This window comes from Frateuria sp., assembly GCF_035943815.1.
Taxonomy (GTDB): Bacteria; Pseudomonadota; Gammaproteobacteria; order Xanthomonadales; family Rhodanobacteraceae; genus Frateuria_A.
Genome location: NZ_DASZBU010000004.1, coordinates 37,067 through 63,367 on the forward strand (window position 1 = coordinate 37,067; position 26,301 = coordinate 63,367).

The window sequence follows — 26,301 nt, forward strand, 5'->3', positions numbered from 1 at the left end:
TCTACCAGGGGAATCCACCATGCACCGCACGCAAGCCGTACGAGGCTTCACCTTGATCGAACTGATGATCGTCGTTGCGATCATCGCCATCCTGGCCGCCATCGCCATCCCGGCGTACCAGGACTACACCATTCGGGCGCAGGTGACGGAGGGCATGAGCCTCTCTACCGGGGCCAAGGCGGCGGTGTGGGACTTCGTGTCGAACACCGGCCGGTTCCCGCCCAACAACCAATCTGCCGGGCTCGCCAATATCTCTTCGATCAATGGCACTTATGTTTCCGGGGTCGACGTTACGGGAGGCAAGATTCGCGTGGCATTCGCAGGCCCAAAGGCAAACGACTCCATTCGCGCGTCTGAGTTGGTTCTCTCGCCCGTGACGCATGTGGGGAGCATCACCTGGACGTGTGGGGGCGGGGGAACGACGCTGAAGGCAAAGTACCTGCCATCGTCCTGCCGGACGTGACCCCTCCTACGCACCTTGTTGACAAATTTCGTCAGTAGTCGTCGCTACGGGACACATGCCGAGATGTTGTCCGGATCACGCTTCGGCAAGCGGCAAGCTCAACAAGCACACAGGTTGTAGACATACGTGACGACGTGCACAATCGACCAGCCTACAGCTATGCGGCAATAAGTAAGCAGTGAGCGTGGCACGCAAGCTGCTTCGAACACCGCGAGCTTCCTGGTCGTTCCTGACCGCGCATGTGGGGTCCGATTCCGCCTAGGGGGATCCGGGACCGGGGCTCAGGGGGCATCAAACGGTTAGCTAACCAGTACAGAGGAACCACCATGAAGAAGAATCTGCAGAAAGGCTTCACCCTGATCGAGCTGATGATCGTGGTCGCGATCATCGCCATCCTGGCCGCCATCGCCATCCCGGCCTACCAGGACTACACCATCCGTTCGCAGGTGTCCGAGGGCATGAGCTTGGCCGACGGGTCCAAGACCGCGGTGGCGGAGTTCTACTCCAATGCCGGTCATATGCCGCAGACCAACGCCTCGGCGGGCCTTGCTACCGCTGCAAGCATCGGTGGTAGCTATGTGAGCTCCGTTACGGTCGCTAACGGTTTGATCACGGTTGCGTACGGTGGCTCCGGAACTTTTGGCAGCAAGGCAAACAATCATATCAACGGAGCGCAACTCCTGCTTTCGCCTTCGCCCAGCGTTGGTAGCATTGCGTGGGTCTGCAAATCTGGTAATACCCAGATGGCTGCAAAGTACCTGCCGTCGTCCTGCCGCTAATCAGCGTAAGCTCGTGTATGTTCTGAAGGGCCGCTCATGCGGCCCTTCTTTTTTTTGGAATCATTGATGCGCAGGCAAACTATCGTCTCGACGGTGCTCTATGCCGTCATCGCCGTAATTGCCATAGCGGCCTACGCGCCCGGCCTTCATGGCTCTTTCCTGTTTGATGATTTTGCTAATTTGCCCACACTGGGCGCTACCGGGCCCGTAGATAACGCCGCAAGTTTCTGGCGATATATCACTTCCGGCACAGCGGATCCCACGGGCCGGCCGCTGGCCCTGCTGAGTTTCCTACTCGACGCGCGGGACTGGCCTGCAGATCCTTTCTTTTTCAAGCGCACCAACCTCGTGCTGCATCTGGTCAACAGCCTGCTGTTGTTTTTGTTGCTGCGGCGACTAGGGCGTGCACTGACAGTCAATAGGCAATCTAGCGCGTGTGCACGAGCCGACATGGCGGCAGCGCTTGGTACCGCCCTTTGGCTGTTGCATCCGCTGTTCGTGTCGACAACCCTTTACGTCGTCCAGCGCGAGGCAATGCTGCCCGCGACTTTTGTCCTCATTGGCCTCCTGGCGTGGCTGCATGGCCGCACCAAGTATGCGGAGGGTCGCTCCATTGCCGGAGCCCTGTGGTGCATCGCCGGCCTCGGTGGCAGCACGTTACTCGCGACGCTCAGCAAGGCCAATGGAGCGCTGCTGCCTCTGCTTGCATGGCTTATCGAATGGGTGCTGCTCGGGCCCTTGCATACGCAACCAGACACCCTTGGCAAGGATGCACGGCGCTCCGCGAACCGCTACGGCCTGATCCAGTTGTTTTTCCTTTGGTTGCCCTCTGCGGCAATCGTATGCTGGCTCCTGCTTCAGGGTCTGCCGGACATCCTCGCCGGACAGACCCACGGGCGACCGTGGACCATGGGCCAGCGAATGCTCACAGAGCCACGGGTAATCACCGATTACCTGCGTTTGTTGTGGATACCACACCCTTACACCAGCGGCCTGTTCAACGACCAGTTGCTTGCCTCACACTCGCTTTTCGATCCGCCATCAACCCTGTACGCGGCTGCGTTCGTGCTCGCATTGCTGGCGCTGGGCTTTGGCCTGCGGCGCCGGTGGCCGGCGGTATCCCTGGCGCTGCTGTTCTTCTTCGGTGGACATCTGGTCGAATCCACGGTTCTGCCGCTCGAGCTCTATTTCGAGCACCGGAACTACATGCCTGCGATGCTGCTGTTCTGGCCTTTGAGCCTTTGGATCTGCGCGGTGCCACAAGCATCCACAGAGCAGTTGCTTGTACGGCCGATGCGGGTCCTACCACGAACAGCCTTGGCGGCAACGCTGATAGCAGTCCTAGCCATGATGACCCACGCCCGTTCGGATCTATGGGGCAATACGCGTGAGCAAGCGCTGCTTTGGGTGAGGATCAACCCGAGTTCCCCGCGCGCGCAAGCCAATGCGGCGCAGGCGCTCATCGCGAGCGGTCATCCGGATCTGGCCATACCTCCACTGCGCCGCGGGCTTTCCCGCTCCCCTGGCGAAATCCAGTTGGCGATGAACCTCTTTGGCGCCGAGTGCCAGCTCGGCAGCGTAACCGCGACGACCTTTGCCGCCACGGAACAGGCGCTGCGGTCGACCACCGATCCCGGTACGCTGCTTTCCCACTGGTTTGACCGCGCGATCGACGGCGCAGCCCACCCCACCTGCCCGCAGGCCGATTTCTCTCACATCGAGCTTCTATTGGAAGCGGCGGATGAAAACCAACGGCTGATGGCGAGTCCCGGGAGGCGCCAGGACGTGGCTTATCTTCAGGGGCGTCTTGCGCTCAGCCGGGGCCAGGCAAAGCAGGCATTGACGTACTTCGACAAAGCGCTCGATCGGCAGGTTCGCGTAGAAGCTGCCATGCGGCAGGCTGCGATACTTGGATCGGCCGGCTATCCGGAGCTCGGGCTGGCGCACCTGTCGCATTACGACGCCCTGCAAGCGTCGGCCACTAAGGCGGGTGACGCCTATCGCCCTCCATTCGGCATGCCACGCATCCATGCCTGGGTTCTGCGTCGACAAGGCTATTGGGATGGGGAGCTGAGCCGGCTGCGCGCTACACTGCGTGAAGATGCGCGCAGCAAAGAGGTGAAGAGCGAATGAGGTCATTGCATCAGGACTCCGCCCGCGCGCGCATGCGCTCGTGGGGCCTGCTTGGGTTCGCCTTGCTGCTGGCCGCCATCGTCTACTGGCCCGGGCTTTCCGGTGGATGGCTGTTCGACGACTACCCCAACATCGTCGACAACCGGGGTGTGCAACCGCCCGACGCCCACCTCTCCAGCCTCGTACGCGCGGCGTTGTCCTCACCCTCCAGCGAATTCAAGCGGCCACTGGCATCACTCAGCTTCGCTGCAAATTATCTGGTAACCGGGCTCGATCCCTACTGGATGAAGCTGACCAATCTCGTAATCCACTTAGTTAATGGAGGGCTGCTCTTTCTGCTGACTCGCCGTTTGCTTCTTGCCGTGCGTAAGCGCACGGCCCTGGCATCGGCGACTCCCGCGCCAGACCTCTACGAAAATCGCAGCTGCATACTGGCAGTGCTTGTCGCTGCCGCGTGGTTGGTGCTGCCGATCAACCTGACCGGCGTGCTCTATGTCGTCCAGCGGATGGAAAGCCTAGCCAACGTATTCGTCCTGCTTGGCCTGATTGGCTACGTCACCGGCCGGCAACGCATGCTTGCCGGCCATCGCGGGGTTGTCGCCTGCGCCTTGAGCATCACTCTGCCCACCACATTCGGCCTGCTGGCTAAAGAAACCGCGGTGATGTTGCCCTTGTATGCATTCCTCACCGAATGGATCGTATTCGGCTTTCGCCGCTCTGCAAGCCCATCCGCCAATGACTGGCGCGTGCTGTTGCTTTTCTCCATCGTGCTCATCTTGCCGATGCTCGCCGGTCTGGCTTGGATCGTGCCGCACGTGTTTTCGCCGGCAGCCTTTTCGACGCGGGACTACACGCTCGGGCAACGTCTGCTGAGTGAAACGCGCATCGTGACGGACTACATCGGCTGGACCTTGCTACCCACCCCAAATGCGCTCTCGTTCTACCACGACGACTTCCACGCCTCGACCGGGCTGCTTTCCCCCTGGACCACACTCGCCAGCCTGTTCGCTCTGACGGCAACGGCATGCGCCGTCGTGCGCAGCCGGCACAGCCATCCCCTGTTCGCGCTAGGGCTGGCGTTCTACCTTGGCTGCCACTTGCTTACCGGCACCATTCTTCCGTTGGAATTGATATACGAACATCGCAACTATTTCGCGAGCTTTGGTCTTCTGCTCGCGGTAATACCGTTCTTGGCTGCACCACGCGCAGAAACCGCTGGGGCGGTGGTGCCCGCCTTGTCGAGTGAAATCGACCGCCCTCTACCTATGTCCTTGCCTCGCCACGTGGCGCTTGGTGGGCTCCTGCTGTTTTGGGCGGTAAGCACGGGCCTGACCGCCCATGCCTGGGGCGATCCGCTTCGCCTGGCGATAGAACTGGCAGATCGAGCGCCGGACTCGCCGCGAGCCCAATACGAACTCGGGCGCATGTACATCATTTACTCTCACTACGAGCGCAACTCGCCGTTCACTCAATTGGCCTACGCACCACTGGAGCGGGCTGCCGCGATGCCCTCTTCATCGATCTTGCCGCAGCAGGCGCTGATCTTCATGAACTCCCGTATGGACCTGCCGCTCAAGGATTCGTGGTGGGACAGCATGATCGCCAAGCTCGGCGCAAGGCGGCCAGGCGTGCAGGACGAGAGCTCGCTCAGTGCGCTAGCCCAGTGTTCCCGAGAGGGTCTTTGCCACCTGCCTCCGCAGCGGATGGTCGATGCATTCCTCGCTGCGCTCTCCCATCCGAACCCTAGCGCCCGCCTGCTCGCCACTTATGGGGACTATGCCTGGAACGTCCTCGGGGACCGCCAACTTGGCTTGAACCTCAGCGCGGAGGCGATGACTGCGCAACCTGCCGAATCGGCGTACCGGATCACCTACATCCGAATGCTGGTAGCGCTTGGACGCGCCAGGGACGCCCTGCACGCATATCACAAGTTGGAGCAAATGAATATCGGCGGCGAGCTGGATACGGAACTGGAGAATCTGCGCCAAGCCATAGACACGCTGGATATCCAGTCCAGGCGTGACGGTTCCAACGGTTAACGCCTGGCAATGCTCAGCACTCTCAAAAAGATCTGGACCATCTTCACACCTGCCGAGCGGCGCAAGGCGATACGGATGCTCGTGCTCGTCGTGCTGATGGCCATGGCGGAAACCGCCAGTGTGCTGTCCATCATGCCGTTTCTTTCGGTCCTGGGAAGACCGGCGATCATCCATGAGACGCCGTTGCTACTAGACCTCTATCGCAGATTGGGGCTGACCGATACGCGCCAGTTCATCTTTCTGCTTGGCTTCGCTTCCATCGCACTCGTCATTGCCTCATCGCTGTTCAAGACAGTCACGCTGCATGTGCTGAATCGCTTCGTGCACATGGAACGACATTCCATCAGCACGCGCTTGCTATCTCGCTACCTCGAGCAACCCTACGAGTTCTTCCTCGTCCATAACCCGTCGATCCTCGCCAAAAACGTACTTTCCGAAGTCGACCAATTGCTGTTCGAGCTAGTTCAGCCTCTATCACAGCTGCTAGCCCAGGGAGCCGTGCTGCTGGCGATGACGCTGCTAATCTTCTGCTACGACGCTCTGACGGCGATCTGCATTATGGCCACGCTGGCAGTGCTGTACGGCACCATCTACGTGCTGGTGCGTAAACGCCTGGCGCATATTGGCAAGGAGCGCCAGGCGGCGGACGGGCAGCGGTACCAGGCCTGCAACGAAGCGTTAGGCGGTATCAAGGACGTAAAAATCACGCACGCGACCAAAGCCTATCTCGGTCACTTCGAGCGCGCCTCTCATTTGTTCTCGCGGCACGTCGCCACCAACGAAACTCTGGCTCAGTCGCCTCTATATCTCGTTGAGGCCACGGGCTATACCGGGCTGATAGTCATCGCCCTGGTGCTGCTGTTGAGGAGCAACGACATCGCTCACGTGCTGCCAGCACTTGGCCTGTACGGCTTCGCGGCCTACCGGATGCTGCCCTCCGCCCAGATCATGTACCGGGGCTTGGCCAAATTGCGCTTCGCCTCGCCCCATCTGGATTCCATCGCCCGGGATCTGGACCTACCTAAGGAGCCAACCGCCAAGCCGGGCAACGCCCTGTCCCTGCATCGGGAAATCCGGTTAGGTCGTATTCGTTATGCCTATCCCTCGGCCCCGGAGAAGTGGATTTTTGACGGTTTCGATCTGGTTATTCCAGCCAACAGCAGCGTCGGGATCATAGGCAAGAGCGGTGCCGGCAAAAGTACGTTGATGGACATCTTGCTCGGCCTACTGAACCCGCAGGAGGGCGTGATGAGCGTGGACGGCGTGCCCATTACTGCCGACAACGCGGCTGACTGGCAACGCACCATCGGCTACGTGCCGCAGCATATCTATCTCTCGGACGCCACCGTCACCGAAAACATCGCTTTTGGCGTTCCCCGGAAGGCCATCGACATGGCCGCCGTCAAACGCGCTGCCCGTGCCGCACAGATCCACGAATTCGTGGTCGGCGAGTTGCCGCAGGGCTACGACACTCAGGTCGGCGACCGCGGCATCCGGCTTTCCGGCGGCCAGCGCCAACGCATCGGCATCGCTCGTGCGCTTTACCGGGATCCGACGGTTCTGCTTTTCGACGAGGCTACCAGTGCACTCGATCCGCAAACCGAGGTCGAATTGAATTCGGCCATACGCCAGTTGTCAGCCAGCAAGACCATCATCATCATTGCGCACAAAGAAACTTCATTGAACGATTGCGATCGCGTCCTCTCAATTCATAAAGACGGCAATCCCCGCGTGCCCCATTAGACACACCGCTACCGGACATCGCACAACCTCATGACGTATACGATTCATAAGTCACGTCTGCATAGAGCATTGACAGCTCTCTACCGAAGCGTACGTGCGGCCGCGGTCGACCTGAAGCGTTCCTTGCTCCGAACGGACGCGAAGATCGTGGCAACTTATTTCGCCACGCACAAGCTACGCAGGTTACACGTCGGATGTGGCACACATCTTATCGCAGGCTTCCTCAATGCCGACCTATCATCCACGTCCGATCACGTCTTGCGCTTGGATGCCACAAAGCCGTTTCCATTTGACGACGGTTCGTTCGATTACATATTCAGCGAGCACATGATCGAACACATCCATTACCTGGATGGGCTGAACATGTTGAGCGAATGCTATCGTGTGCTGAAAAAAGGCGGAAAAATACGCATCTCGACACCGGATCTGGAGCGCGTAATGGCTCTTGGCAGACACGATCGAACCGAGCTGCAAAATGCCTATATCGCCTGGTCGGTTGACCAGTTCGCGAGCTTCGCACCGGACGGGGACCCAACCTTCGTCATAAACAATTTCTTCCGCGACTGGGGCCACCAGTTCATCTATGCTCGAAAAACCCTTGCCGCCTCACTAAATCAATGTGGTTTTGCGGACATCACACCATGCCGGATTACCGAGAGCAGCACTCCGGAGTTGCGCCACCTGGAAAATGAGGGCCGGATGCCATCGGGTTTTCTCGCGCTCGAGACAATGACCTTAGAAGCCACGAAGCAAGACTAACGAGCCTGTTCCCGCCCCGACGCTTACCCGATTCCAATGCCCCATTCCCTTCCCTATCGCGTCTTGCTCGTCCTACCGGATGCCGCGGCGGGCGGCGGTCACTTGATGAACATGCGTCTGGCTGATCAACTCACTCGGCGAGGGTGGGTCGTCGACATAGCGCTGCTATTCGACCGCAACGAGCACTCCGACTATCGCGAAAATTTTTCGCGGCTTCGGTTTATTTCCCTGCACGCCGATCGCCGTCTGAAGCGGGTGCTACTGCCTCTACGCCTGGCGCGCCTAGCGCGCGAATATCATCTGGTACTCGCCGGGCTAGACTTGGCAGCTACCAACTACGGTTACCTGGCCGCCCGCATAGCAAAGAGACCCTTCGTTTCTTGGATGCACATCGCTTTCGACGAACACTCGCAATTCGTCCCGCAGTTCAGCAGGAAGCTCAGTCTCTGGATCTACAGGCGCCTGACCCACATCGTGTTTCCCTCGCGGGGTGCACGAGATTCGTTGGAGCGCGCCTTAGACGGCCAGCCCCCGTCCGCGCAGTGGCATATCATCGACAACTTCCATGAGGTCGGCCGATCAGCTGCTGTCACCGCTACCCCGCCCGCCCATGTTTTCTCCCAGCCGGTCGTGCTCTCCATCGGCCGGCTCTCGGCGCAGAAGGCGTATGACCGGCTCATCCGAATCCACGCATCTCTGCGCAACAAAGGTGCCCCACATCATCTGGTCATTCTGGGCGAAGGACCGGAACGCGTACGCCTCCAGGCACTCGCGGCGGCACTGCGCGTGTCGGATTCGATCTTCTTGCCTGGCCATGTGTCCAATCCCCAGCCTTGGTTGAGTGCGGCGACCGTTTTCGCTCTCTGCTCGCTGTACGAAGGATTGCCGCTGGTACTAATTGAAGCGCTGCAGGCCGGCCTACCGGTTGCCGCAATGGCATGTCCAGCGGGCCCCCGCGAGATCTTGGACGATGGCGAAACCGGCATTCTCGTGCCGGCGGACGACGAAACCGCCTTGGAGAGTGCGATAACCCGCTTGCTTACCAATCCAGCTCTGCGAGCCACTTACGCAGAGCGAGGAAAGCGCAAGGCCGATGCCTATTCGCCTGAAACAATTGTTCCGCAATGGGAATCGCTGCTCGGCAATTTGATCCGAAACACCAGTGCGCACGAGGTGGTCACGTCGCCATGACCATCACCTTGTCGGTAGTCGTCCCCGTCTACAACGGCGCCCGTTGGCTACGATCAGCACTCGACAGCATCGTCCGGCAACAGCTCGACGAACCGTTCGAAATTCTCATAGTAGACGATGGATCGACTGATCAAAGCGCCACCATCATCGAACAGGCGCAGAAACATCACTCGGCGCTGATACTGCTACGCAACGAGCGGAATCTCGGCATCGTCGCGAGCTTGAACCGCGCTCTCGACACCGCACGAGGCAGTTTCGTCGCGCGCATGGACGCTGACGACATCTGCATGCCGACACGTTTTTCCCGACAATTAAGCTTCCTTCGCGAAACCGGTATCGACCTTTGCGGCAGTTGGTTCGTGGAGTTCGGCAAAGGCATCCCTCGGGCCGTACGCTGGCCCCACACAGAAATCGGCCTGCGTGCGTCAATGCTTTTCCAGAACTCGATTTGCCATCCAGCGGTCATGGCTAGGCGCGAAGTGTTCGATCGTTACCGCTATCGTGAAGCTTACCGGCTCGCGGAGGACTACGATCTATTCGCGCGCGCGATGGTTGATTTCCGGCTCGCGAATGTGCCCGAAGTGCTGTTCCGCTACAGGCGGCATCCGCATCAGGCAACTCAAGCACAGCGCACCCCCATGGAGGCGGTGACGCGTGTGATCCGCATGGAGACGCTGCGAGCCATGGGCATACATGCGACGGAAGACGAACAACGGCTTCATAACCTGATCCGCGCACCACACTCGATTCTCCACGTCGAAGATCTTCGTGGCATTGAAGCCTGGTTGACCAAACTGGCCGCTCTGTACGAGTCTCCAGAAGCGCGACGCGTCATTGCTTCACAGTGGATTCGTGCCTGCATTCGCGCGGCTCCGCTTGGGATGGGCATGCTAAACGCCTACCGCGCCTCCGCCTTGCGCGGGGGCGCACGCACGCTAATTGACCTCTCTGCCCTGGCCGCCATGAAACTCGACTACAGCTCTAAGCCATTTGCCGTGCTGCGTCGCCTCGGCCTAAGCGCATGATCGTCTCCGCTCGTCGCTCATGAGCCAGCAAACCATTCTCGTCGTCGGCGCCGGTTTCGCTGGCAGCGTGGTAGCTCGCGAGTTAGCTGACGCCGATCGTCGCGCCCATGTCATCGACAAGCGCCCGCACGTCGCAGGCAACGCATATGACGAACTGGACGCCGATGGCGTGCTGGTACACCGCTACGGGCCACACATCTTCCATACCAACGGCGAGCGGATCTTCGAGTACCTTTCCCGCTTCACAGAGTGGCGCCCCTACGAACATCGGGTGCGCGGCGTGGTAGAGGGTCGGACCTACCCTTTCCCGATCAACAGGGACACGCTCAACCAACTCTATGGCTTGGACCTCGACGACGCGGGTGCGGAAGCCTTTCTCGAGCGGATGCGCGAGCCCAGGGATCCTGTGCTCACCAGCGAAGACGTGGTGCTCAACAGCGTGGGCCGCGACCTGTACGAAAAGTTTTTCCTGAACTACACGCGCAAGCAGTGGGGCCTCGATCCTTCACAGTTGAAGGCCGGGGTCGCCGCGCGGATTCCGGTGCGTACCAATACCGATGATCGGTATTTCACCGATACCTTCCAGGCAATGCCCAAGTTCGGCTACACAAAGATGTTCGAGGCCATGCTTGACCATCCGAACATCACGGTGGCGCTGGGCGTGGACTTCGAAGACCTCCGTGACAACATGCAGGCCGCGCACGTGGTCTATACCGGGCCGATCGACGCCTACTTCCGGTACTGCTTCGGCCCCCTGCCCTACCGTTCGCTTCGCTTCGAACACGAGCATCTGGCCGGCGTGACCCAGTACCAGGAAACCGGCACGGTCAACTACCCCAACGACCACGCCTATACCCGCATCACCGAGTTCAAGCATCTGACCGGGCAGACGCACTCGGGAACCTCCATCGTGCGCGAATATCCGCAGGCCGAAGGCGAACCCTACTACCCCATTCCGCGCGCCGAAAACGAAGCACTCTTCAAGCGCTACGAAGAACTGGCCAAGGCCGAGCGCAACGTCACCTTCGTCGGGCGGCTTGCGCAGTACCGTTACTACAACATGGACCAGGTCGTAGGCGCGGCGCTGGCCGCCGCCAAGCGCCTGCTGGATTGAGGATGCGCATCGCGTTCGTGTGCAAGCGTCGCTACATGGGCAAGGACGTGATCCTTGACCGCTATGCGCGCCTGTACGAGATCCCTCGCCAGCTGGCCCAGCTCGGGCATACCGTCGAGGCTATTTGTCTGGATTACCGGCAGGGCGCTGCTTCCGGGCGTTGGGAACATGAAGCTGCACCGGGGGCGCTGCACTGGGAGTCGCGTTCGTTGGGACACCTTGGGTTCGGCCTGTTCGGCCATCCCGCGCGAACGCTGCGAAGGTTACGGGCGTTTGCTCCTGACTTGGTGATTGGTGCGTCCGACATCCCGCAGGTGGCGTTGGGCGCCTGGCTGGCAGGGCGCCTGCATGCGCCCTTCGTGGCTGACCTGTACGACAACTTCGAGGGTTTCGGGCAGGCGCGTATCCCGGGAATGGTGGGCATGCTTCGCCGCGCAGTGCGGAGTGCGGCGCTGGTACTGACCACAAGCGATCCATTAAGGCGCTTCGTGGAAGAAGTGTACCGCCCCCGTGGCAGGGTGCTGGCGATGCCGAGCTCGGTCGACAAGACCGTATTCCATCCGCGAGATCAGCGCTCATGCCGCCAGGCGCTTGGGCTGCCGCTGGACGCCAAGCTGGTCGGCACGGCGGGTGGACTGTATCGGGACAAAGGCGTGGCGGCCCTGTACGCGGCATGGACGCAGCTGCAAGATGCGCACCCGGACGTCCACCTGGTGTTGGCTGGTCCGCACGAGAAGGCACTGCCTCCCCCCACCGGTCCCCGAGTTCATTACCTGGGCGCGCTTGCCCATGACAAGGTGGCCCAATTGTTCGGTGCCTTGGACGTGGGTGCCATCTGCGTGCTGGACACAGCCTTTGGTCGCTACTGCTTCCCGCAAAAGGCCTACGAGATGCTGGCCTGCCGCCTGCCCGTAGCTGCCGCCAATGTGGGTGCCATGGGCGAATTGCTGGCGAACATGCCCGCCTGTCTCTACCGGCCAGGCGATGCCACCGAACTTGCGAGGCGGATCGAAGGCCAGTTGGCATCCCCCGTCGTAGCTCAGATCCCGATCATGGACTGGCGTGAGCTACTAGCCGACATCGAGCCTCAGCTTCGCTCACTGGTGTCTGCTGCCACCGCAGATCAGTAGCGCGGATCACAATGCCAGCGCCACGCGCTGGCAACGATCTCCCGCAATTCCGATCGGCGTGGCTGCCAGCCTAGCGACGCCAGCGCACGCCGATTGCTGGCCACCAATACGGGCGGGTCGCCGGGGCGGCGTGGCCGAATGGCTGCGGGAATCGGCCGGCCCGTAACCTGCCGCGCCGCTTCGATCACCTGCAGCACGCTGTGGCCTGATCCGCTGCCCAGATTGAAGTGGTGTGCGCCCGGATGCTTATCGAGAAAGGCAAGCGCCTTCAGGTGTGCTTCGGCCAAGTCCGCGACGTGGATGTAATCGCGCACGCAGCTGCCGTCGACCGTGTCGTAGTCCGTGCCAAATACCTGCAGTTGCGTAGCTTGCCCCAACGCGCTTTGCAGGACGTTTGGTATCAGATGCGTCTCGGGCCGGTGCGACTCGCCAAGCTCGCCTTCGGGATCGGCGCCTGCCGCGTTGAAGTAGCGCAATGCGACGGAACACAGCCCGTAGGCGCTGGCCGCGTCTGCCAGCATCCGCTCGACCATCAGCTTGCTGGCACCATAAGGATTGATGGGTCGGGTGGGATGATGTTCCTCGATGAGGTCCTGTTCGGGCACCCCGTACACGGCCGCTGTCGACGAAAAAATAAAGCGCCCCACGCCGGCAGTCCGCACCGCATCCAGCAAGCTCAACGCGCCGCTGACGTTGTTGTCGTAGTACGCGTAGGGATCGCTTACGGACTCGGCCACGATCGACGAGGCGCAGAAATGCATGACTGCGTCGAACGATCGTCGTTGAAACAGGCCGGACAGCGCCGCACGATCTCGGATATCTCCTACTACCAGCTCTGCCGCGCCGACAGCGGCGCGGTGACCCGTGGACAGGTTGTCGAATACGGTCACTTCGCTGCCTTGCTCGAGCAGCAACTTGACCATATGCGAGCCGATGTAGCCGGCCCCACCGCAGACCAGGATGCGGGACATCAGCGACCCTCTTTTTCCGATGCCGAAATACAGCTCATGAGCAGGTCGCCATAGCGCTCGGCCACGGTTTCCCAGTCGATCCACGCCATCGCGTTCGTGCGGATGCGATCCGCACGGGCTCGCGCCTGTTCCGGATGTTCGAGCGATTGCAACACGGCGTCGGCCAGCGCCGCCGTGTCTTTCGGATCCACGCAAACCTGCGCCGCCATTTCGCCAAGCAGATCGGCCAGTCCCGGTACGTCGCCTGCGATTACCGGACAGCCGCAACCCACTGCCTCCATCAGAGCCACGGGCAATCCTTCCTGATCGCCGGAACTGTCACGCACGAACGGCGCGACGAACAGCGCGGCCCGACGATACATTGCGGGCAGCCTGTCCTGTGGGACTGCGCCTTCGAACGACACGTGATTGGCCAATCCCAGCGCCTGCGCCTGTTCGCGCAGCGCTTGTTCCTCCGGCCCGAAGCCCGCGATACGCAGCCGCACGCTAGCGCGCCGCGCAATGATGCCCGGCATCGCCTGCAGCAGGAAGCGCAGCCCCTTTTTTGCCACCAGTCTGCCCACGAACAACAGTTCGTCGGACGAACGCGGTTCGTCCGTGGGAACGAAGCGTCCCAGCAGGTCAACTCCCATGGGTACGACAGCCATTGATGGAGCGCATATGCGTTGGGCCGATGCCTCATCCTGCATCGCGCGGCTGACCACGGTCATGCCTGCCGACGAGGCGGCCACCTTGCGCTTCGATACCGCCAAAAGACGACCGCGAAGGCCGAATAGGTCACCACCGTGCGAGGTCACGAGATAGGGCCGCCCCAGCCAGCGGGCGACCATGCCCTGTGGAAGCAGCCAGTGTGCGTGCACCATGTCAACCCGCCTTCGGCGGAGTAGCCGTCGAGCCTCGAGGAACTGCGCCAGCACGAAGAAAGGCAACAACAACCACTTCCAACGGTTGCGCTTCAGATTCGCCGCGATGCCACCGTTGTTCACTAGCGTCTGGAGACGCCGGGGGGCATAGCGGTAACGGATCACATGCACATCTTCGAACATTCCGCTCGGATCCGCCCCTGGCGCATCGGGGACTACCGCGTAAACTTCGAACCGCTTCGCCAGGCGACGACAGAGTTCATGTACGAAAGCGGGCTCTGGGTCTCCCTTCCAGCGCGGGTAGGTTGATGCCAATACAAGGAGGCCGGGACGCTCCGATCTTTCCTGCTGCATTTCAGGAACCATGCTCTACCCGTTCGGCCGACACCCGGTAAAAAGCCGGCATGAAGCTGCTCGATGGCAGCCATGAAAGCGCCTTGCCCGCGAGATTGGCAAACAAGACCAGCACGGCGAGCACCGGAGTCAGGGGCACCAACCAAGGTCGGCGCTGGAAGATGCTTTCCACAGCATCACCCAGCGCCAACGCCACCATGAGCGCCGCCGTCTCGATGGGTTTGAGTACGGGTTTGCACGACCTTATCGCAAACCCCTGTCTGCCAAGATAGGTTGCCATGGCGTGGCCGGTATAGCGCTGGAAGTCGTGCGGCGCGTCGTGTATCGGATAAAGGAACGGCATCCATAAGACCAAGGTTCCGCCTGCGCGCAAGACGCGCGCGGCTTCCGCCAGCGCCAGTTCGGGCTGCGCGACATGTTCCAGGACATCCTTCAGAATGACGGCATCTGCTGACGCACTACCTATCGGCAGGTGCCTTGCGTCGCCGAAAACGTCCGGGCGCGTGCGGTACATGCCCACCGCCGTGGATGGGTAATCCAAACCCACGTAGAGGGCTTCGGGGTGAAGGCGGCGGGCGATATGGCGATCGGCGCAACCGACGTCCGCGATCGTTCCCCGCAAGGGCCTGAGCGCTTCGTCCAGATCACTTTGCTCATCGCTGATGGCGAGCAGCCATTGGGGATGCAATGGCCATTTGCGGATGTGGGATGCAAGCCGACGCAATTGCCTTGCGCGCATGCACTACTCCGTGCGGCGATAGGTCAGGGCGGTGATCTGCTCGGATACCAGTCCGATCAGGAACACAATCACCGCGGCGCTCCACAAGAGCGTGCTGCCGTTGGTCAGGCGGCCATAGTGATGGTAGGTCCACAGGTAGTTCAGGCACCCAAGCAAAAAAAACACCACACTCGCCGGCGCAAACAGTTTGAGCGGCGAATACAGCGTCGCGATCTTGAAGATGATCAGCAGGAACCTCAGCCCGTCGCGCAGCGGGCGGATGTGGCTTTTGCCCACGCGCTGGGCTGCCTTGATCGGTACGTAGGCGACCGGGTAGGCGCTGCGGAAGAAAGCCATCGTGCTGGTGGTGGGGTAGGAGAAGCCGTTGGGCAGCAGGTGCAGGAACTCGCGGAACTTCTCCGCGCGCACGGCGCGGAAGCCGGAGGTGAGGTCGAGCACCGGGTGGCCGGTCATGCGCGTGGCGAGCCAGTTGTAGAAGGTGTTGGCCAGGCCGCGGCCCACGCCGGCCTGGCTGCCCCAGTCACGGGCGCCGATGGCCATGTCGTAGCCCTCCTCCAGCTTGGCGAGCAGGCGCGCGATGTCGGCCGGGTCGTGCTGCCCGTCGCCGTCCATGAACACCAGCCACTCGCCCCTGGCGGCGCGCGAGCCGCGCTTGATCGCCGCGCCGTTGCCCATCGAGTAGGGCGAGGACAGGCAGCTGACGCCGTGCTCGGCGCAGATGGCGCGGGTGGCGTCGGTCGAGCCGTCGTCGACGACGAGGATTTCCGCCTCCGGTTGCGCGGCGCGCAGCAGCGGCAGCAGGCCGGCCAGGGCGGCCGCTTCGTTCTTCGCGGGCAGGATGATGCTCAGGTGCGCCAAGAGGTTCCCCCAGGTATCGGGCGATCATAACGCGGGCGATCACGGCGAAGGCGGTCGAGGTTCATGCTTGCGGGCAAAGACACGGGCTGCAGCGGTGTCCGGTACCCCGCCACTGCAAGGTCATCCGCCCTTGCGGGAACCTATGCGGATCGCTCTTTCGTGATGGCCTTGGCGGCTTCCCAGGTCGGCCGCCGCGGGCTCCCGACAGCAGATGACCGCGCTGCCTTTCTAGGGTAAATTCCCTGTCAATAAGGGGGCTTAAGGCCAAAATCTATCATGTCATCCCAATTGCAACCGTCGCTCGCGGGTCTTACCGGCATGGCGCGTCGCCTGGTGTCCGAGGGCATGCTGCCGGAGGCCGACGTCCGCAAGGCGGTCACCGATTCGGCCCAGCAGAAAGTCTCGCTGGCCGTCTGGCTGCTGGACCACGGCTTGGTCGAAAGCGCCAAGCTCACCCAGATCGCCTCGGCCGAGTTCGGCATGCCGATGATGGATGTGAGCGCCATCGCCCCCGCGTCGATGCCGCTCAACCTCATCAGCGAGGCGCTGATGACCAAGCACCAGGCGCTGCCGCTGTTCAAGCGCGGCAAGCGCCTGTTCGTGGGCATCGCCGATCCGATGCAGTCGCATGCGCTGGACGAGATCAAGTTCCACTCCAATTGCATGGTGGAACCGATCCTGGTCGAGCGCGGGCAACTTGCGCGCGCCATCGACGGAGCGCTTGCGAGCGCCAACGCGACCATGCCCGACATGGGCCACGACGAGTTCGACGAACTCTCGCTGGAAGCCGGCGACGAGGACGGCGAGGCCACCACCGGCATCGACGCTACCGGGGGCGACGACGCCCCCGTGGTGAAGTTCGTCAACAAGGTGCTGGTCGATGCGATCCGCCGCGGCGCCTCGGACATCCATTTCGAGCCCTTCGAAACCAACTACCGCGTGCGCCTGCGCATGGACGGCATGCTGCGCCCGGTGGCCAACCCGCCGATGAAGATGGCCAGCCGCATCTCCTCGCGCCTGAAGGTGATGGCCGGCCTGGACATCGCCGAGCGCCGCGTGCCACAGGACGGACGCATCAAGCTCAACCTCTCCAAGAGCCGCTCGATGGACTTCCGCGTGAGCACGCTGCCCACGCTGTTCGGCGAAAAGATCGTGCTGCGTATCCTGGACAGCTCCTCGGCCAAGCTCGGCATCGACAAGCTCGGCTACGAGGAAGACCAGAAGAAGCTCTACCTGGACGCCATCCACAAGCCCTACGGCATGGTGCTGGTGACCGGCCCGACCGGCTCGGGCAAGACCGTGTCGCTGTATACCGCGCTCAACATTCTCAACACCCCCGAGCGCAACATCTCCACGGTCGAGGACCCGGTCGAAATCCGCGTCGAAGGCATCAACCAGGTGCAGCAGAACGTCAAGCGCGGCATGACCTTCGCCGCGGCGCTGCGCTCGTTCCTGCGCCAGGATCCGGACGTGATCATGGTCGGCGAAATCCGCGACCTGGAAACGGCCGAGATCGCGATCAAGGCCGCGCAGACCGGCCACATGGTGCTTTCCACGCTGCACACCAACGACGCGCCGCAGACCGTCGCGCGCCTGATGAACATGGGCATCGCGCCGTACAACATCACCTCCTCGGTGACCCTGGTGATCGCCCAGCGCCTGGCCCGCCGCCTGCACGACTGCAAGAAGCCGCAGAACCTTCCGCCGCACGCGCTGCTGGCCGCCGGCTTCAGCCAGCAGGAGATCGACGAGGGGCTGACGCTGTACGAGCCGGTCGGCTGCGAGCATTGCAACGAGGGCTACAAGGGCCGCGTGGGCATCTACCAGGTGATGCCGATGCTGGAAGACATCCAGAAGATCATCCTGCAGGGCGGCAACGCGCTGCAGATCGCCGAAGTGGCGCGTCAGGCCGGCATCAACGACCTGCGTGCCTCGGCGCTGAAGAAGGCCAAGAACGGGGTGACCAGCCTGGCCGAGATCGATCGCGTCACCAAGGATTGAGCACGGATAGCGGCGTACACGAGAGATCATTCGCGCGTGGCGCTCGCTTCGGAACAACGCCGGAAAGCGCGAAGTTGCGCGGGGGGCCACGAAATAACTGGCCAGATTTGGCATAAGCTGCACAAACGGTCCGCCGCGCAGGCGGCGGCCGCGGAACGAACCACCGGGGGAATCGGGCATGGCTACGGCTAACGCACTCGCCAAGAACGCGCGCGACCTGGGCGCCCAGCGCGCCGAAGTCAGCAAGCTGACCGTCTACGACTGGGTCGCGCTGGACAAGCGCGGCAAGCGCATGAAGGGCGAGATGCCGGCGAAGAACGCCTCGCTGGTCAAGGCCGAGCTGCGTCGCCAGGGCATGAATCCGCAGACCGTGCGCGAGCGCGGCAAGCCGCTGTTCGGTGCCACCGGCAGCACGGTCAAACCGCGCGACGTGGCCATCTTCAGCCGCCAGATCGCCACCATGATGGCCTCGGGCGTGCCCATGGTGCAGTCCTTCGAGATCATCGCCGGCGGCCAGAAGAACATCCGCTTCAAGAACATGATCACGGACGTCAAGCAGGGCATCGAGGGCGGCGCCTCGCTGCACGAGGCGCTGGGCAAGTATCCGGTGCAGTTCGACGAGCTTTACCGCAACCTGGTGCGCGCCGGCGAATCGGCGGGCGTGCTGGACACGGTGCTGGACACCGTGGCCACCTACAAGGAGCGGATGGAAGGCATCAAGAGCAAGATCAAGAAAGCGCTGTTCTACCCCGTGATGGTGCTGGCGGTGGCGCTGCTGGTGAGCATGATCCTGCTGCTGTTCGTGGTGCCGGTGTTCCAGCAGACCTTCAAGGACGCGGGCGCCGAGCTGCCCGCGCCGACGCAGATCGTGATCTCCGCTTCGAAGTTCATGCAGAGCTACTGGTGGCTGGTGATCGGCCTGATCATCGGCAGCATCGTGGCCGTCGTGATGGCCAAGAAGCGCTCGGTGAAGTTCGCCCACTTCCTGGACCGGCTGATGCTCAAGCTGCCGGTCATGGGCAACATCCTGCGCCAGTCGGCGATCGCCCGTTTCGCGCGCACGCTAGGCGTCACCTTCCGCGCCGGCGTGCCGCTGGTGGAGGCGCTGGACGCGGTCGCCGGCGCCACCGGCAGCGTGGTCTACGGCGATGCGGTGCGGCAGATGCGTGACGACATCGCGGTCGGCCACCAGTTGCAGCTGTCGATGCGGCAGACCGGCCTGTTTCCCAACATGGTGGTGCAGATGACCGCCATCGGCGAGGAGTCCGGCGCGCTGGACAACATGCTGTTCAAGGTCGCCGAGTTCTACGAGGAAGAGGTCAACACCGCGGTCGACACGCTCTCCACCCTGCTCGAGCCACTGATCATGGTGATCCTGGGCGTGCTGGTGGGCGGCATGGTGATATCGCTGTACCTGCCGATCTTCAAGCTGGCCGGCACGGTGTAATCTTCGGCAATGCAGGCCCCTCTCCGCAGGGAGGGGGGCCTTTTTCGTGTTCGGGGTGGCTAGGCTCTCCGTTCCGGAGAGCGGGAGACCGGCCGGCTTGGCGCCGCGTCCCGCGGCCCGTTTGCCGCCGCCCCGTCGCTGCAACAACTGCTTGGATCCGACGCACATGCTCGAACTTCCACTCTGGCTGTGGCTTGCCTTCGCCGGCGTACTGGGCCTGCTGGTGGGCAGTTTCCTCAACGTGGTGATCCTGCGCCTGCCCGCGCGGCTGGAAGCGCAATGGCGACGCGAGGCGCAAGAGGAACTCGAGCTGGCAACGCCCGATCAGCCGCTCCCACCGGGCATCGTGCGCGAGCCATCGCACTGCCCGCATTGCAAGCACCCGCTGTCGGTGGCCGACAACATTCCGCTGTTCGGCTGGCTGCTGCTGCGCGGGCGCTGCCGCTACTGCCGCGCACCGATCTCGGCGCAGTATCCGCTGGTGGAATTGCTTTCGGGCGTGCTCAGCCTGTTGGTGGTGTGGAAGTTCGGGCCAGGCTGGACCGCCCTGGCAGGCCTGGTTTTCACCTGGATGCTGATCGCCATGGCGGGCATCGACCTGCGCACGCAGCTGCTGCCGGATCAGCTTACCCTGCCCCTGCTGTGGCTCGGGCTGCTGCTCTCGTTGTTGCCGATGTTCGTGCTGCCGGCGTCGGCGATCCTGGGCGCTGTCCTGGGCTATCTCAGCCTGTGGAGCGTGTACTGGCTGTTCAAGCTGCTCACCGGCAAGGAAGGCATGGGCTACGGCGACTTCAAGTTGCTCGCCGCACTGGGTGCCTGGATGGGACCGGGTGCGTTGCTGCCGGTGATCCTGCTCTCCTCGCTGGTGGGAGCGCTGCTCGGCGGTACCTTGATCCTGCTGCGCAAGCACGAGCGCGAGATGCCGATGCCTTTCGGCCCGTTCATCGCGATGGCGGGGTGGATCTGGTTCGTCGCCGGCGAGCCGCTGCTTCGCGGTTACCTTCACTTGACCGGATTGCGATGAACCGGCGGCGGGCCTATGCAGTCGGTCTCACCGGCGGTATCGCGGCCGGCAAGACTGCCGTCGCCCGCCGTTTCGAAGCGCTCGGCGTGCCGGTCCACGATGCGGACGTGGCCGCGCGCGCGGTGGTCGAGCCCGGCAGCGAGGGCCTGGCGGCCATCGTCGCCGCCTTCGGCGCGCAAGTGCTGGATGCGGCAGGGCGCCTTGACCGCCCCGCCATGCGCCGCCGCGTGTTCGCCGATGCGGCGGCCAAGCGGCAGCTCGAGGCCATCGTCCACCCGCGCGTGCGCGAATGGCTGCATCAGCGAGCGATCGCCGAAACGGCGCCCTACTGCCTGCTCGCCATTCCCCTGCTGGCTGAAAACATCGCGCACTACCGCTGGCTGGATCGCATCCTGCTCGTGGACGTGACCGAAGCGGTGCAGATCGAGCGGCTCTGCGCACGCGACGGCATCGACCGCCCGCTCGCCGAGCGCATGCTGGTCCACCAGGCCAGCCGGGCCGAGCGGCTGGCGCTGGCCGACGACATCATCGACAACAGCGGCAGCGAGGCGGCCCTGGAAGCGCACGTGCAGGCGCTGCACCGGCGGTACCTGGCCCTGGCGGCCGGGCACGGGCAGTAGCCAGCGCGGTCACGGCGGCATGCGCGCCGCCCCCACGATCGCTCCGGTTGCGCCACCGCGCTAGACGCGTTGCGGGCGACTACTCAGGGCAACGGCACGCAGGATTTCCCGGTCCGCCGGCGCCAGCTGGGCAGGCTCGATATCGCGCGGGTGCCGCCATTGCAGGGCCTGGCCTTCCACGGATCGCGGCGCGCCCTGCCAGGCATGGACCCACCAGGCATCCAGCAGCAACTCGCGCTCGCCGTAGCTCCACGGCACCCGGGTCAGCGGAGCGATGCCGGACGGCTCGACCCGGATATCCAGCTCTTCGTGCAGCTCGCGAGCCAGCCCGGCCTGCGGTGCTTCCCCGGATTCCAGCTTGCCGCCGGGAAACTCCCACATCCCAGCCAGATGCTTGCCGGTCGGCCGCTGCGCGAGCAACACACGCCCGGCCGTGTCGAGGAGCACGCCGGCCACCACGTGCATGATGGCCATCGGCGATCAGGATTCGCGCACGTACTCGACCATGTCAAAGCTGTACTCGTGCTCCGCGTCTGCCTTGTGGTGCGTGCGCGAGACCTCGGTCCAGTCGCGCAGGTGCACGCCGGGGAAGAACGTGTCGGCGCCCTCGACCGCCGCGCTGACCCAGGTCAGGTACATGCGCCGGGCGTGCGGCAGCGCTGCGGCGTAGACCTGGCCGCCGCCGATGACCATCAGCCCGGTGCCGCCGGCGCGAGCCTGGGCCTCCTCGAGCGAGCGCACGGCGACCTGGCCGGGGAACGGCGCCTCGTGCCGGCGCGAGAGCACCAGGTTGTGCCGGTCGGGCAAGGCCCGGCCAATCGCCACCGCGGTGTTGTAGCCCATCAGCACGTACTTGCCGAGCGTCAATTGCTTGAACCAGCGCAGGTCGTCCGGCAAGTGCCAGGGCAGTTGCCCCTTGCGGCCGATGGCGAAGTTCTCATCCAGTGCGGCGATCAGCGAAATGGACATCGGGGCTCCAGGAAGGGTTGGGTGGTGCTACCGGCACATGCAGCGGCAAGGACCGCCAGCCATGATCCTTCGCATTGTAGCCATTCAACGAGAATACGGAGATGCTCCTCGCCGCCGCTTTGTTTGCCAGCGCCGCATCAGCCACCGCGCCGGCCGGTGGTGTGGTGGTGCCTACTCTTTACCTGGCCGGCCACTTCTATGCCGTCCCGCAAACGGCCGACGGCCAGTCCTTGAAACTGCTGGTGGATACCGGCGGCGGAGGCAACGGCGGGATGTACTGGCTCACGCAAGCCGCGGCAACGCGGCTGCAGCTGAAGACCGGCACCTGCAAGTTGGGCGGCGAGCCGGTCTCCGTGGCGCAACCGCCCGCGTACAAGAGCGGTCGGGGCGTGCCGGCGCCATTGCCGGGTCCCTGCGGCTCAGCTCTGATGATCAACGGCGGCAGCTACGACGTGGACGGACAACTCGGCGCGGGCTACCTGCCCGGCCGCGTGTGGACGTTCGACTATCAGGCGCGACGCCTGACCCTGGAAGGCCCCGGCTGGCACCCCGATCCGGCAAGCCATTCCACTGCGCTGGGATTCCAGCGCAACGCCAAGAGCGAGCTGGCCTCCGGCTTTCCGCGCATCACCATCCGCGTCGACGGCCAGCCACTGGACATGCTGTTGGACACCGGCGCCACCGCCCACCCCACCGCTGCGGGTGAGAAGGCAAGCGGTACGCCGACCGCGGGCGGTTATGGCGTAACCAGCTACATCACCACGTCCATGCTCGAGCATTGGCACCGTGTACATCCTGGCTGGCGTGTGGTGGACAAGGGCGACGACCTGTTCGGCGCCCAGCGCGCCACCCGATTGATCGAGGTGCCGCGGGTATGGATCGCCGGCTGGTCGGCCGGCCCCGTGTGGTTCACCGAGCGCCCCGACCGCGCCTTCCACGTCTTCATGTCGAGCCTGATGGACAAGCAGGTGGAGGGGGCCATCGGCGGCAACGTGCTCGAGCACTTCACGATGACGATCGACTACCCGGACACCAGGGCGTACTTCCGCTGCGTGACCGGTTGCACGGCATCGCCCTAGCACACCTTTTTTTCGCAACGCGTGGCCCGAAGCACTATCCGCCCGGGCCATCCTGCGCTCCCACGCCCACATCCGGCTCGGCGTCGTAGATCGCCACGTGCGGCACGCCGTCGCTGCTGATCCATCCGCGGTACATGCCTTCGGTATTGAACGGCATGGCGATATGGCCACGGGCATCCAGCGCGATAGCGCCGCCATTGCCTCCCATGGCGGGGATCTCCTGGTTGATCACTTCGGCTGCCGCACGCTCCAGCGGCACGTGCATCAGCGACACCCGCATGCAGATCGCGTGCGCCGCCACCGTGCGGATGTAGAACTCGCCCCAGCCGGTGCCCGACACGGCGCAGTCGGCATTGGCATAGGTACCCGCGCCGATGATGGATGAATCGCCCACCCGGCCCCAGCGCTTGTCCATCATGCCGCCGGTGGAGGTGCCGGCCGCCAGTTGCCCTCGCGCATCCAGCGCCACCGCGCCGACGGTGCCGAAATGCCTGGCCGTCTCCCCGTCCGCATGCGGCTTGTCCTGGCTGTCTTCCCGCAACGCCTTCTGCAGCTGCTGCCAGCGCTGTTCGGTGCGGAAGTAGGATGGGTCCACCAGCGTCACACCCACCTCCCGCGCAAACTCCTCGGCGCCGTCGCCGATCAGCATCACGTGCTGCGACCTCTCCATCACAGCGCGCGCCAGCAGGATCGGGTTCTTCACCCGGTGCACCCCGGCCACCGCACCGGCGCGCAGAGTGCTGCCATCCATGACCGCCGCGTCCAGCTCGTTGCGCCCGTCATGGGTAAAGACCGAGCCCTTGCCGGCGTTGAAGTTGGAATCGTCCTCCAGCACCGTGAGCGCCGCGGTGATCGCATCCAGTGCCGGCTTGCCAGCCTTGAGCTGGGCGTAGCCATTGCGCAAAGCCTGCGCGAGCGCCGCGCGGACGGCCTTCTCCCTGGCCGCGTTCATGTCGCGTTTGATGACGCCCGCACCGCCGTGGATCACCAGCACGGGCGTGGTTGCGTGGCTAACGGCAGCGACGCTCAGCGCGGCAACGACGGCGAGAAGGTGATGCAACCCCATGGAACCTCCGTGGCAGCCGGGTATCGCCAGCCGAGTCACCCGGTGGTGTCACCGCCACTGTTGCATCAGCAGCCTATAGCTGGCGTCAAATCGGCTTTGAGGGTGTGATTTCCTGGCGCGCTCTGGCTCTTGGCGGGACCCATCTGACCGACCTGGATGGTGGCCTGCTGTCCAGGATGCGTGAGTAGCCTCGGGTATACGGGGTGATCGAGCGAACCGCCGCTCAGTTGGGCCTGAACCTCCAGCAATCCGCCCGCGGCGGGAACCACGGTAAAGCGTGCGCGCCACGGCGGTAGCGGATCGATGCCGCCTTGCAGGGTCTCGTAATACTGCCCCGGCCGCAGGCAGGAGGTCGAATGCAGCCTGGCCGGCTGGCCATCGATGCCCAGCTCCAGCTTGAGAGTGTAGCGGCTGGCTGCCCCTATCGTGGCGGCGGCTGACGGCTGGCTGGCGGCATACACAACACTGGCAAGGCCGGTGGCCAAGAGTGCGAGAAGCACGGCTCCGGCACGGCGATGAAGGGAACCCGGCTGCATCCGATTCAACATGGCAATGCGCTCCGTGATGGGATGGCGGGACAACCAGCAACAGCCCACTGGCAGCGCGAAAGCCGCACACTGGGTCTTCAACATGGCTTGGGCGTAAACCCGCCGTTGCCCGGACTTGTCGCGCATCACCGCCGCATCGCACGCCAGTTCCTGGTCGTGGCGGAATGCCTGTACCGCCCACCATGCGAAGGGGTGGAACCAGAAGAGCGCCGCGAGCGCCTGCGCACACAACATGCGGTAGCCATCGCCACGCTGGGCGTGACAGGCTTCGTGGGCCAGCACCAGAGCGCGCTCCGCTTCGTTGTAACGGGTTTCGAAATCGGCTGGCAACACGATGCAGGGCCGCCAGGCACCCACGGTTGCCGGTCCCATGGCACGATCCACGCTGCGCCACACCGGCCAGCGCAGCGACGGCTCACTCATCCGCTTCGCCTCAGCGAGCCCGCGGCGATAGCGCCGCTGAGCGTACCAGGAGAACCCTCCCACTCCCGCCACGCCAAGCAACCAGAGCGCAAGCATGGCAGCGACTAGGATGCCGCTGGCAGGCGTGTTCTGCATTACAGGTAGCGCGTGGGCAACATCCGCAATGTTCAGCACCACGGGCGGGAGCGGCGACGACATGGCGGCGCGATGGGGCAGTTGGGTGGCGATCACTGCCAACGGCAGCATCAGCCAGAGCTGGCAGGCACGCTCGGCACCGAACCATGCGCGGCAGGGACGGCGCAGCAGGGCGATGCAGCCGCTCGCCAGCGTGAAAGCCAGCAACGGCATCCACCCTTGCTCGACCCAAGCCTGCGCGAGATGTTCAAGGCTGTTCATCGTCAAGCTCCTTGAGCAGCTTGCGCAGCTCCGCCAGGTCCTTCTTCGAGAGCTTGCGCTGCTCGGAGAAATGCGCCACCAACGGCGCCACACGTCCGCCGAACAGGCGATCGAGCAGACCCTTGCTTTCCTGCGAGACGTACTTCTCGCGACTCAGCAGCGCCGTGTACAGATAGCGGCGACCATCCCGGTCGGCCTTGATCGCCTTCTTCTTCAAGAGGCGGTTGAGCAGCGACTTGACGGTGCCCTCCTGCCAGCCCTGGCGTGGCCCGACCTCGGCCAGGATCTCCTCGGCGCTACGCGGCGTTGCATCGCGCCAGAGCACATCCATCACGATGGCTTCGGCTTCACTGATGGCCATGGCCTCCTCCATTTACGTGCGTAAACGAAAACCATGTTTACGTGCGTAAACATTCATGTCAATAGCTGCCAAAGTCACAAACACGGCTCGGCCGCCGCAGGGCGAGTCGATCCGGAGACCGGACGAGCCAACTGCCCGCCGCAGGGGCTTGCGACCTTGGTACGACACGGCGGGCGTGTGTTCCGTCGTATCCTTGGCAGCTGACT

24 protein-coding genes are annotated in these 26,301 nt (G+C 63.4%); 15 read left to right on the forward strand and 9 right to left on the reverse strand.

Features of this window, described 5'->3' with window-relative positions; all coding sequences use genetic code 11:
* The first annotated feature begins 19 nt into the window (after positions 1 to 19).
* From VGU65_RS01425 to VGU65_RS01470, 10 genes are all read left to right on the forward strand, one after another.
* Entirely contained in the window at positions 20 to 463 is a 444-nt protein-coding gene (locus tag VGU65_RS01425) for a pilin (RefSeq protein ID WP_327472376.1), read from the forward strand.
* A 326-nt stretch (positions 464 to 789) separates the two neighbouring features.
* Positions 790 to 1,242 (forward strand): pilin, encoded by a 453-nt coding sequence (locus VGU65_RS01430; protein ID WP_327472377.1) that lies wholly within the window; start codon positions 790 to 792, stop codon positions 1,240 to 1,242.
* A 36-nt stretch (positions 1,243 to 1,278) separates the two neighbouring features.
* Entirely contained in the window at positions 1,279 to 3,375 is a 2,097-nt protein-coding gene (locus tag VGU65_RS01435) for a tetratricopeptide repeat protein (protein ID WP_327472378.1), read from the forward strand.
* Positions 3,372 to 5,414 carry a hypothetical protein gene (locus tag VGU65_RS01440; RefSeq protein WP_327472379.1) on the forward strand — a complete coding sequence of 681 codons (2,043 nt, stop codon included), beginning with the start codon at positions 3,372 to 3,374 and terminating at the stop codon, positions 5,412 to 5,414. Before VGU65_RS01435 ends, VGU65_RS01440 begins: the two co-directional genes overlap by 4 nt.
* 9 nt (positions 5,415 to 5,423) lie before the next feature.
* Positions 5,424 to 7,157, forward strand: coding sequence for an ABC transporter ATP-binding protein (locus tag VGU65_RS01445; protein WP_327472380.1), 1,734 nt, complete (start codon positions 5,424 to 5,426; stop codon positions 7,155 to 7,157).
* A gap of 69 nt (positions 7,158 to 7,226) precedes the next feature.
* Positions 7,227 to 7,916 carry a class I SAM-dependent methyltransferase gene (locus VGU65_RS01450; protein ID WP_327472381.1) on the forward strand — a complete coding sequence of 230 codons (690 nt, stop codon included), beginning with the start codon at positions 7,227 to 7,229 and terminating at the stop codon, positions 7,914 to 7,916.
* 36 nt (positions 7,917 to 7,952) lie between these two features.
* Positions 7,953 to 9,107, forward strand: coding sequence for a glycosyltransferase (locus VGU65_RS01455; protein WP_327472382.1), 1,155 nt, complete (start codon positions 7,953 to 7,955; stop codon positions 9,105 to 9,107).
* Entirely contained in the window at positions 9,104 to 10,132 is a 1,029-nt protein-coding gene (locus VGU65_RS01460) for a glycosyltransferase family 2 protein (RefSeq protein WP_327472383.1), read from the forward strand. Before VGU65_RS01455 ends, VGU65_RS01460 begins: the two co-directional genes overlap by 4 nt.
* Before the next feature lie 19 nt (positions 10,133 to 10,151).
* Positions 10,152 to 11,246, forward strand: a complete 1,095-nt coding sequence (glf, locus tag VGU65_RS01465) for a UDP-galactopyranose mutase (RefSeq protein ID WP_327472384.1) — start codon at positions 10,152 to 10,154, stop codon at positions 11,244 to 11,246.
* 2 nt (positions 11,247 to 11,248) lie between these two features.
* Positions 11,249 to 12,376: a glycosyltransferase family 4 protein gene (locus tag VGU65_RS01470; RefSeq protein ID WP_327472385.1), complete on the forward strand. Its 1,128-nt coding sequence runs from the start codon at positions 11,249 to 11,251 to the stop codon at positions 12,374 to 12,376.
* On the opposite strand, the gene galE is transcribed toward VGU65_RS01470, so the two are convergent.
* The 4 genes from galE to VGU65_RS01490 are packed head-to-tail and all read right to left on the reverse strand — an operon-like array spanning position 12,370 to position 16,161.
* Positions 12,370 to 13,347: a UDP-glucose 4-epimerase GalE gene (galE, locus tag VGU65_RS01475; RefSeq protein ID WP_327472386.1), complete on the reverse strand. Its 978-nt coding sequence runs from the start codon at positions 13,345 to 13,347 to the stop codon at positions 12,370 to 12,372. The genes VGU65_RS01470 and galE overlap by 7 nt on opposite strands.
* Complete coding sequence (locus VGU65_RS01480) at positions 13,347 to 14,576, reverse strand: glycosyltransferase (protein ID WP_327472387.1); 1,230 nt, start codon at positions 14,574 to 14,576, stop codon at positions 13,347 to 13,349. Before VGU65_RS01480 ends, galE begins: the two co-directional genes overlap by 1 nt.
* A complete protein-coding gene (locus tag VGU65_RS01485) occupies positions 14,566 to 15,303 on the reverse strand; it encodes a methyltransferase domain-containing protein (RefSeq protein WP_327472388.1) in 738 nt (245 codons plus the stop codon). The genes VGU65_RS01480 and VGU65_RS01485 overlap by 11 nt, the downstream gene beginning before the upstream one ends.
* A 3-nt stretch (positions 15,304 to 15,306) precedes the next feature.
* Positions 15,307 to 16,161, reverse strand: coding sequence for a glycosyltransferase family 2 protein (locus tag VGU65_RS01490; protein WP_327472389.1), 855 nt, complete (start codon positions 16,159 to 16,161; stop codon positions 15,307 to 15,309).
* 276 nt (positions 16,162 to 16,437) lie between these two features.
* On the opposite strand from VGU65_RS01490, the gene pilB reads away from it, so the two are divergent.
* From pilB to coaE, 4 genes are all read left to right on the forward strand, one after another.
* Entirely contained in the window at positions 16,438 to 18,162 is a 1,725-nt protein-coding gene (gene pilB / locus VGU65_RS01495) for a type IV-A pilus assembly ATPase PilB (RefSeq protein WP_327472390.1), read from the forward strand.
* A 178-nt stretch (positions 18,163 to 18,340) separates the two neighbouring features.
* On the forward strand, positions 18,341 to 19,609 hold the full coding sequence (locus VGU65_RS01500) for a type II secretion system F family protein (RefSeq protein ID WP_327472391.1): 1,269 nt from the start codon (positions 18,341 to 18,343) through the stop codon (positions 19,607 to 19,609).
* A gap of 166 nt (positions 19,610 to 19,775) precedes the next feature.
* On the forward strand, positions 19,776 to 20,633 hold the full coding sequence (locus VGU65_RS01505; protein ID WP_327472392.1) for a prepilin peptidase: 858 nt from the start codon (positions 19,776 to 19,778) through the stop codon (positions 20,631 to 20,633).
* Positions 20,630 to 21,253 (forward strand): dephospho-CoA kinase, encoded by a 624-nt coding sequence (coaE, locus tag VGU65_RS01510; RefSeq protein ID WP_327472393.1) that lies wholly within the window; start codon positions 20,630 to 20,632, stop codon positions 21,251 to 21,253. Before VGU65_RS01505 ends, coaE begins: the two co-directional genes overlap by 4 nt.
* Before the next feature lie 60 nt (positions 21,254 to 21,313).
* Here coaE and VGU65_RS01515 read toward each other — a convergent pair whose 3' ends face one another.
* A complete protein-coding gene (locus VGU65_RS01515; RefSeq protein ID WP_327472394.1) occupies positions 21,314 to 21,727 on the reverse strand; it encodes a (deoxy)nucleoside triphosphate pyrophosphohydrolase in 414 nt (137 codons plus the stop codon).
* A 6-nt stretch (positions 21,728 to 21,733) separates the two neighbouring features.
* The gene (locus tag VGU65_RS01520) at positions 21,734 to 22,222 is read right to left on the reverse strand and encodes a dihydrofolate reductase (RefSeq protein ID WP_327472395.1); all 489 of its coding nucleotides are present in this window, start codon (positions 22,220 to 22,222) and stop codon (positions 21,734 to 21,736) included.
* Positions 22,223 to 22,323: 101 nt separating this feature from the next.
* On the opposite strand from VGU65_RS01520, the gene VGU65_RS01525 reads away from it, so the two are divergent.
* Positions 22,324 to 23,301 carry a hypothetical protein gene (locus VGU65_RS01525; protein ID WP_327472396.1) on the forward strand — a complete coding sequence of 326 codons (978 nt, stop codon included), beginning with the start codon at positions 22,324 to 22,326 and terminating at the stop codon, positions 23,299 to 23,301.
* A 34-nt stretch (positions 23,302 to 23,335) separates the two neighbouring features.
* Here the strand turns inward: VGU65_RS01525 and VGU65_RS01530 are convergent, their stop codons facing one another.
* The 3 genes from VGU65_RS01530 to VGU65_RS01540 all read right to left on the reverse strand — a co-directional run bounded on the left by VGU65_RS01530 (position 23,336) and on the right by VGU65_RS01540 (position 26,095).
* On the reverse strand, positions 23,336 to 24,367 hold the full coding sequence (locus tag VGU65_RS01530) for an isoaspartyl peptidase/L-asparaginase family protein (RefSeq protein WP_327472397.1): 1,032 nt from the start codon (positions 24,365 to 24,367) through the stop codon (positions 23,336 to 23,338).
* Between the two features lie 65 nt (positions 24,368 to 24,432).
* Positions 24,433 to 25,734, reverse strand: coding sequence for a M56 family metallopeptidase (locus VGU65_RS01535; RefSeq protein ID WP_327472398.1), 1,302 nt, complete (start codon positions 25,732 to 25,734; stop codon positions 24,433 to 24,435).
* Positions 25,721 to 26,095, reverse strand: a complete 375-nt coding sequence (locus VGU65_RS01540; protein WP_327472399.1) for a BlaI/MecI/CopY family transcriptional regulator — start codon at positions 26,093 to 26,095, stop codon at positions 25,721 to 25,723. The genes VGU65_RS01535 and VGU65_RS01540 overlap by 14 nt, the downstream gene beginning before the upstream one ends.
* Positions 26,096 to 26,301: the final 206 nt, after the last annotated feature.